This window comes from Cryomorpha ignava (assembly GCF_010686655.1).
In the GTDB taxonomy this organism is placed as follows: Bacteria; Bacteroidota; Bacteroidia; order Flavobacteriales_D; family Cryomorphaceae; genus Cryomorpha; species Cryomorpha ignava.
In genome coordinates this window covers 21,622-29,395 of the sequence record NZ_JAAGVY010000049.1, presented here as the reverse complement: position 1 = coordinate 29,395, position 7,774 = coordinate 21,622, and the positions used below count along the sequence as shown (strand labels likewise).

The window sequence follows — 7,774 nt, the reverse complement described above, 5'->3', positions numbered from 1 at the left end:
CAAACCTGAAAGACGATGTAGTGTAAACACTCATCAAGGGCTCGTAGGCCTTATGCACCAGGTCGATATATCTTGTATAGACAACAATATAAAGACCCGGATTTAATAACAAAAATTAATCTTGATATTAAATCATTGCAAACATAAAAGGGCTATCAGTGCAAGTTGATTTGGGGTCACGGCGCAAATTTTACATGCATGTCTGCTTCTGGCACTTCCATTGGTCGCGGCTGAATGCTGCGCAGCGATTTGCGCTTGAAACGCGTTACTATTCAGCTTATGACTATTGCAAATCACTCTATACGACTATACTTCAACTTTACACTAACTTAGCACGCCCACAATGCCAGAAACAGTATGAAAGAAGTAATCCAAAAATTCAAAGAATCAATTGATGACAACGTTTTTACATCAAGTGAGAAAAAAGATCTGAAACAATTAATTGTCGAAAAAGTATTGACAGAGCGGGAGATGGATTTCTTAAGGAGTCAGATTTTTGATATTGCCAGAGAGAATCAAGACCACCTGTCAAAAGAGAGTTTGATAAATTGGATTGAAGAGACCAATAAGTTAACGCTTATTTCATCAGAGCCAGCAAATATAGCGCTTGCTTATTTTAGTCCGGGACAAGCCTGCAAATCAGCTATTATCACTCAACTAAGGGCTGCGATTTCTTCTATTAAAATATGTGTTTTTACTATAAGCGACAATGATATTTCGACTGAAATTTTGTCTGCTCACAACCGCGGTATTGGGGTGAAAATACTAACAGACAACGATAAGAGCTTCGACAGGGGTTCGGATATTGAAATGTTGCACAACAATAATGTATCTATTAAAATTGACAGTACAGAACATCACATGCACCATAAGTTTTGTATTATTGACAAAAAGACTTTGCTAACAGGCAGTTATAATTGGACAAGAAGCGCAGCTGATAGAAATCAGGAAAATATACTGGTAACCCAAAACCCATTTCTTGTAAAGTCATTTCTCGGAGAATTTGAGAAACTATCAGACCAACTAATAGACTATTAATTTGGCGAGCCTTCAGAAAATTATATCATTTTACAAAAATTGCTTTGAAGAAGAGAACAAAGGTGGTGGTATAGCGAATTTTTTAAGTGCTAAAGTAGAAAAGCATACCTTAATAAAAGGGAGAGATGAACATATTAGTGGACTGCTACCCTACTTTCCTATTGATGATAAAATAGCTAGGAAACTTCAAGGCGAAGTTGCGCTATATCAAAAAGAAAAAGAATTAATTTATGGAAGTCATTTCTTACTTGGAAAGTATACCGGCTTTCAGGGAAAATCTGAAAAACTTATTGCGCCGCTACTAATCTATCCGGCAAAGATTATTTACGAAAGTGAGCTGTTTTTTATTCAAGCCGATATTTTTGCTCCTGCTTTTAATCCGGTAATTCTAAACCTTATAAAAAATTATGATTCTGAATTTGACGAAACGGCTTTTCACAAACATTTACCGGAAGGCAGCATTGAATTGCGCGATAATGGGAACTTGAGTCGTTTAATTGAAAAACATCTGCCTGGAGCAGATGCTTCACTCATGGTAGACTATCCAAACAATCTATCGCAATACAAAATCACAAAAACGTTTCAAGCCAACACATTTGAATCTACCTATCAGCTTGTGCCATGTTCTGGATTTGGAATGGTGCGAAAATCAACCAAAACCAGAAGTACCGCCGCTGAACTCGAATCACTTTCAAAAGATGGCACCACCTATTCCGGCCCAATTGAAGTCCTATTTGATGAAAGTATAAATCAAAAACTTCCACATTCTAAGATCTACATAAACTCTGCTGCCGACTTAAATACAGCACAAGAAAATGTTATAGATACTGCTTTAAAACATAAGATTTCGCTGGCCATTGGCCCGCCAGGCACAGGGAAATCTTTCACTATTGCAAACCTGGCAATTAGCATGATGAACCAGGGAAAAAGTGTGCTGGTTTGCTCAAGAAACGATGGCGCTGTAAACGTTATTGAAAATAAAATTGAAGCACTTCTGGGTACCAAGCAAATGTGCGTGCGCGGTGGCAGGGGCGAAATTAAGGAATTAAAAAACCGACTTCAATTTCTACTATCGCGAGGTCATATTTCAGAAAGTTATCGCGAGAATCGCGAGAACAGCGCGAATGACAAGTCATCTCATAAAAAAATTAAAATTGAAATACTTAGGCAGGAACTAAAAAGCTTTATAACGCAATTTGAACGGGCAGACCTTGAAGAATTGTCAACGGGTGAGTCGATTCTCAAAACAGATTCTGCTGATAGTTTATGGAACAGAATTCACAGGTTCTTTTTATCGAAAAAAATAGAAAGGCGGGATCTATTCTTATGGAATATTACAGAATTATATCTTCAACAAACTGATCAATTGATTGAGAAGAACAGAGAATACGTTAACTATTTGTATTCCAGTAGGCTTCACGCAAGCATTATTAACAACCGCGAATTGCTAAGAAACTATTTGAGCTCACTGCGCGCTTCGAATACTGCGCGCCAAAAATGGTTTTTAGAAAGTATAAATATTCAGGATTTATTTCGCGTTTTTCCTATTTGGCTTACAACCACAAAAGATGTTGGAGAAATTTTGCCTCTGCATAAAGAAATGTTTGACATTGTTGTGATTGACGAAGCCAGCCAATGCGATATCTCAACGTGCCTTCCGTTACTGCAGCGTGCCAAGAGTGCTGTAATTGTTGGCGATTCTAAACAGCTACGCCACATTTCTTTTCTATCGCGCTCCAAGGAGCACTTTTTGCAAGAGAAACACGTTTTTACAGAAAAGCAAAAGGAAAATTTCACTTACCGTGAAAAGAGCATTCTTGATCTTGGTGAAGAGCGAATTAAAGAACAAAATCAAATACATTTTCTCGACGAGCACTATAGAAGCAAACCAGAATTGATAGCTTTTAGCAATGCACAATTCTATTTTGATGCACTCAAAATAATGACAAATAACCTGCAAGATAATGCGCAGGCATTGTTTCAAATGCACTCAAATGGGAAGCGTGATAAAAACGGCATTAATCAGAAAGAGATTGACTTGATTTTGAGTGAGATTAAGGACATTATTGAAATTGATAAACATACAATTACTGGTCAAAAACAAACTATTGGCATTCTATCTCCATTTAGAAATCAGGTAGATCAAATCGCAACCGCCATTCAAGAGAATTTGGAGTTTTCGGAAATCCAAAATCACAGTATCCTGGTTGGTACAGCGCATTCTTTTCAGGGTGAAGAGAGAGATGTTATGTTTATCTCTTTTGCGTTAGATGATGATTCTCAACAATCTGCATTTCATTTTTTGAATAAAGATGATGTTTTTAATGTGAGTATTACCCGCGCCAAGAACAAACAATATCTTGTAAGTTCGTTCGATAAAAACAAAATACCGATTGGTAGTCTTCTCAGGAAATATTATGATTCCAAATCGACATCGGAAACCAAAGGAACTGAAACAGATTTTATAAAAGATAAATTTACAGATGAAGTTTGTGCGTATATTGAAAGCTTGAATCACCAAACACGACTAGCCTATTCTATCGCCGGTGTAACGATTGATATAGTAATTGAGCACGACAAGAAGCTCTACGGAATTGATATGGTTGGCTTTCCGGGGCCATTCGAAAATACTATTGATTTATACAAATACAAGGCTCTAATGCGAGCTGGAATTAAAATGATTCCAATTTCATACGCACTTTGGCGCTACAGGCGGCAGGTTTGTGAAGAGAAAATATGTGCGTTTCTTAATGCTGCCAGAGTTGATAGTACTGGAAAAGTGGAGTAGCTCATTCAACGTTTTACTCAAGCTCTCTGTACTTTATAAACTCTTCGAAATCATTTGCAAACTTTTGGATGTCATTTTCAGTTTCCAAATTTGTAATCGTCCCTTCAGTGTCAACCTTTCCTTTCACTCCTTGAATTAAATGCGTTGTTCTATTTGTAAATGATGCTTCCAAAGTTTTCATTATCAATTGCAACTCTTCTTGTCCTTTTTCGCCGCTTGCAGAAGCGGTAATTAGCCCAACTGGTTTACTTGAAAAAACAGTTGTTGAAACACACCACTCGATTGCGTTTTTAATTCCGCTTGGAATACTAAATACATATTCAGGTGTGCAGATTAGTACACCATCTGAATTTTTAATGGCCTCTCTTAATTCTAATACTTTTTTTGGAGTGCCTTCTATTGAAATTTCCGGACTGAAATGTGGCAAATTGGATAATTGCTCAAAAATGGTCAAGTCAATTTGCCATTAGCAAACTTCCTTATCTGCTCTATCAGCTTATGATTAGAAGAATTGCTGCTTGCGCTTCCATGAATAGCTAATATTTTCATATTTATTCATCTGATCTCACGGGCAATTAGAATTATACTTGTCAAAAGACCTATTTCCCTAATCTTTTCTCAATATTGAAGCGAACTAAGCCCAAGAAACAAGAAAACATGTCCTTTAGATTACCTAAAGCTTTCTATCACCTTTCCAAACTCAGACTTACAGCATTCCTTATTTTACAGACAAATATTAAGATAAATCAAGCATCCAGTTATGCTTGTCTTCGATTCTGAATTTTTTGAGATCGATAAAATACGATTGCAGTCTCTGTGAAATTTCACGGGTTTCGATTGCCGGTAAATCATACACTTTTTCATCATCGGCTATAGAAGCGATATGGGCGATTGTTGCAGCAGTTCCGCAGCCAAATGCTTCCTGAAGTCTGTTTTCTTCAGCTGCCTTCAGCACTTCTTCTACTGAAATTCTGCGCTCTTCTACTTCCATTCCCCAGTCTCTTACGAGCTCAAGAACACTTCTTCTGGTAATACCATCTAATATGGAATCGCTAAGTGAGGGAGTAAGAAGTTTGCCATCTATCACAAACATTACGTTCATGGTACCACTTTCTTCAATGAACTTGTGTTCTTTTGAATCGGTCCACAAAAGTTGATCATACCCTTGTTGGTTGGCCAATCTGGCGGGGTAAAGCGAGCCACCATAATTTCCGGCTGCTTTTGCAAATCCGGTGCCTCCGCGGGCTGCACGCGTATAATGGCGCTCTACTTTTACATTTACTGGCTTGGCATAATAGGCATTAACTGGCGATGTGAAAATCATAAATCGATAGTTGTCACTGGCCTTTACACCAATATATTCATCTGTTGCAAAAAGAAACGGGCGAATATAAAGCGATGAGTATTCCCCTTTCGGAATCCAGTCTTTGTCGAGTTTCACCAATGTGGTAAGGGCTTCCATGAAAATATCTTCAGGCACCTTTGGCATACACATTCTTTCCGCCGATTTATTCAGCCGTTTTACGTTCATATCCGGTCTGAAGAGTCCAAACTTTCCGTTTTCATTTTTAAAAGCTTTCATGCCTTCAAAAATACTCTGGCCGTAATGTATAACCGAAGAAGCCGGCGACATACTCATATTTTGAAAAGACCGGATGGTAGGCTTTTGCCATTTACCTTCTTTATAATCCATTACAAACATGTGATCTGCAAAGGTTCTTCCGAATATAAGCTCATCAAAATTTGTTTCTGCCAATCTGCTTTCTTGCGTGGTCTGTATATCTATTATAGTTGTATCAATCATAGGATCTGTGTAATAATCCCACAAAAATAGCCTTTTTAAAGTGTGGTTCAAAAGCAAAAGTTTAAGAACCAACTTATTGTACTTATGACACTAAGACTGTGGTGCTAGCCTACCCACTAAGACTAAGGATATTAGAAAAAATAATATTCTTAAAACTCTTCATTTTTGAAATCATAAAAAATCGTTAATTTGTATTTGCTATGTAAGCCATTGTGGACAATCAATTAACAGACATATTAAAAAAATACTGGGGCCATCAGAGTTTCAGGCCTTTGCAGGAAGAAATTGTACAATCGGTACTTTCGGGTTGCGATACCATGGCCTTGCTCCCAACTGGTGGTGGAAAATCTATATGCTTTCAGGTTCCCGCCATGGCCATAGAAGGTGTTTGTATCGTGGTATCTCCGCTTATCGCACTTATGAATGATCAGGTTCACAACCTTCGGCTGCGAGGTATTTCGGCCATTGCGATAAACAGTGCCTTATCATCTCGCGAAATTGATGTGGCTCTTGATAATGCGGTGTATGGAAGCTTGAAGTTTATATATCTATCTCCGGAAAGGCTAAAAACTGATATTGTAAAAGCGCGTCTTCAAAAAATGAAGGTTTCGCTTATCGCTGTAGATGAAGCGCACTGCATAAGCGAATGGGGTCACGACTTTAGGCCGGCTTACCGCGAAATTTCCGAATTGAGAAAGTTGCTGCCCAAAATTCCTGTTATTGCGCTTACCGCTACGGCCACTCAAGAAGTGGTTGAAGATATTGTAAGGGAGCTCGAATTAGGAGATCCGGCAATTTTTCGAAAGAGCTTTATACGACCCAATCTTATTTACGTCGTTCAGAAAGAGCAAAACAGACTTTCCCGAATTTGCAATATCGTTAAAAAAGTAGGTGGTTCGGGAATTGTCTATGTACCTACTCGACGCGAAACTGTGCGGATGGCGCATTTGCTCCGTTCAAATGGAATAGGTGCTATGCCGTACCACGGTGGTATGGATTATAAAGAACGAAGCGAAGCCCAGGATTTATGGATTAAAAACAAATCGCAAGTAGTGGTTGCCACCAATGCCTTTGGAATGGGGATTGATAAGCCCGATGTACGGTTTGTTGTTCACATTCATTTACCTCAAACTATTGAAGCCTATTTTCAGGAAGCCGGAAGAGCCGGTAGAGACGGGAAGCAATCATACGCCATTTATTTAATGGAAGAGAGTGACATAACCTACCTCCGCGATCGGGTAATGGGGATGATTCCGGATGAGAAGACAATTATTCAAACCTTTAGGGCACTAGTAAACCACCTTCAGCTTGCGCTTGGCAGCAAATTGGAAGAGCCCCTGCCCTTTGATGTATCCGAATTTTCAAAAAAGTATAAGTTCAATCCCACCGCAGTTGTAAATAGCCTCAAAATGCTCGAATACAACGGATACCTTACCCTTAGCGATGCCATTCACTCTCCTTCCAAAATTCAGTTTATGCTTAAAAGCAAGGAGCTTTATAGCTTTGAAGTAACACAGCCTCGCTTTGAAAAATTAATCCATTTACTCCTTCGCTCTTATGAAGGTCTTTTTGAACAACCTGTAAGAATTAACGAAAACAACATCGGAACCCGGTTAAAAATTGCTGCAAATAGTGTAAAAGATCTCCTCAATCAGCTTCATCAAATGCGTGTTTTACAATATCAGGAGCAAACCGATTTCCCTTTTATTTCTTTCCCCACGGAGCGTTTGAGACCAGAGAGCATTGTGCTTGACAGGGAATTTATGGAGTCGCAAAAACGCAGATATCTCACCAAGATGAATGCTTCAATAGCCTACGCGCAAAACAGTATAATATGCCGAAGCATACAACTCGTTTCTTATTTTGGCGATAATTCAGAAATTCCTTGCGGCAAATGCGATGTTTGCCTATCCATTCAAAAGCAGGAAGTAAAGGAGTCTTTATTTTATGACATAAAAGAGAAAATTGAGAATCAGCTCACCCGCGAACCGGTTCAACTCTATAAACTTGCCGTGTTTTCCACCTTCAAAGAAAAGGACGTTTTAAAGGTCATTCAATGGATGGCCGATAACAATGAAATATTTGTGAATACCGAAAACGACGCCTCTCAAGTTGTGGGGTTTCTGTAATTTCCATCAATGATT

At 38.6% G+C, this 7,774-nt stretch carries 5 protein-coding genes; 3 read left to right on the top strand and 2 right to left on the bottom strand.

Going from position 1 to position 7,774, the window contains the following annotated elements; genetic code table 11:
* Nucleotides 1–357 precede the first annotated feature (357 nt).
* Together G3O08_RS17790 and G3O08_RS17785 are read left to right on the top strand one after the other, a co-directional pair.
* A complete protein-coding gene (locus G3O08_RS17790; protein ID WP_163286805.1) occupies nt 358–1,038 on the top strand; it encodes a phospholipase D-like domain-containing protein in 681 nt (226 codons plus the stop codon).
* A gap of 1 nt (nt 1,039) precedes the next feature.
* A complete protein-coding gene (locus G3O08_RS17785; RefSeq protein WP_163286804.1) occupies nt 1,040–3,826 on the top strand; it encodes a DEAD/DEAH box helicase in 2,787 nt (928 codons plus the stop codon).
* Nucleotides 3,827–3,839: 13 nt separating this feature from the next.
* Here the strand turns inward: G3O08_RS17785 and G3O08_RS17780 are convergent, their stop codons facing one another.
* Nucleotides 3,840–4,253 (bottom strand): NADPH-dependent FMN reductase, encoded by a 414-nt coding sequence (locus tag G3O08_RS17780; RefSeq protein WP_239541336.1) that lies wholly within the window; start codon nt 4,251–4,253, stop codon nt 3,840–3,842.
* Between the two features lie 309 nt (nt 4,254–4,562).
* Nucleotides 4,563–5,681, bottom strand: coding sequence for a branched-chain amino acid aminotransferase (locus G3O08_RS17775; RefSeq protein ID WP_204336930.1), 1,119 nt, complete (start codon nt 5,679–5,681; stop codon nt 4,563–4,565).
* Between the two features lie 161 nt (nt 5,682–5,842).
* Between G3O08_RS17775 and G3O08_RS21775 the strand changes: the two genes are divergently transcribed.
* Nucleotides 5,843–7,759, top strand: coding sequence for a RecQ family ATP-dependent DNA helicase (locus G3O08_RS21775; protein WP_163286803.1), 1,917 nt, complete (start codon nt 5,843–5,845; stop codon nt 7,757–7,759).
* Nucleotides 7,760–7,774: the final 15 nt, after the last annotated feature.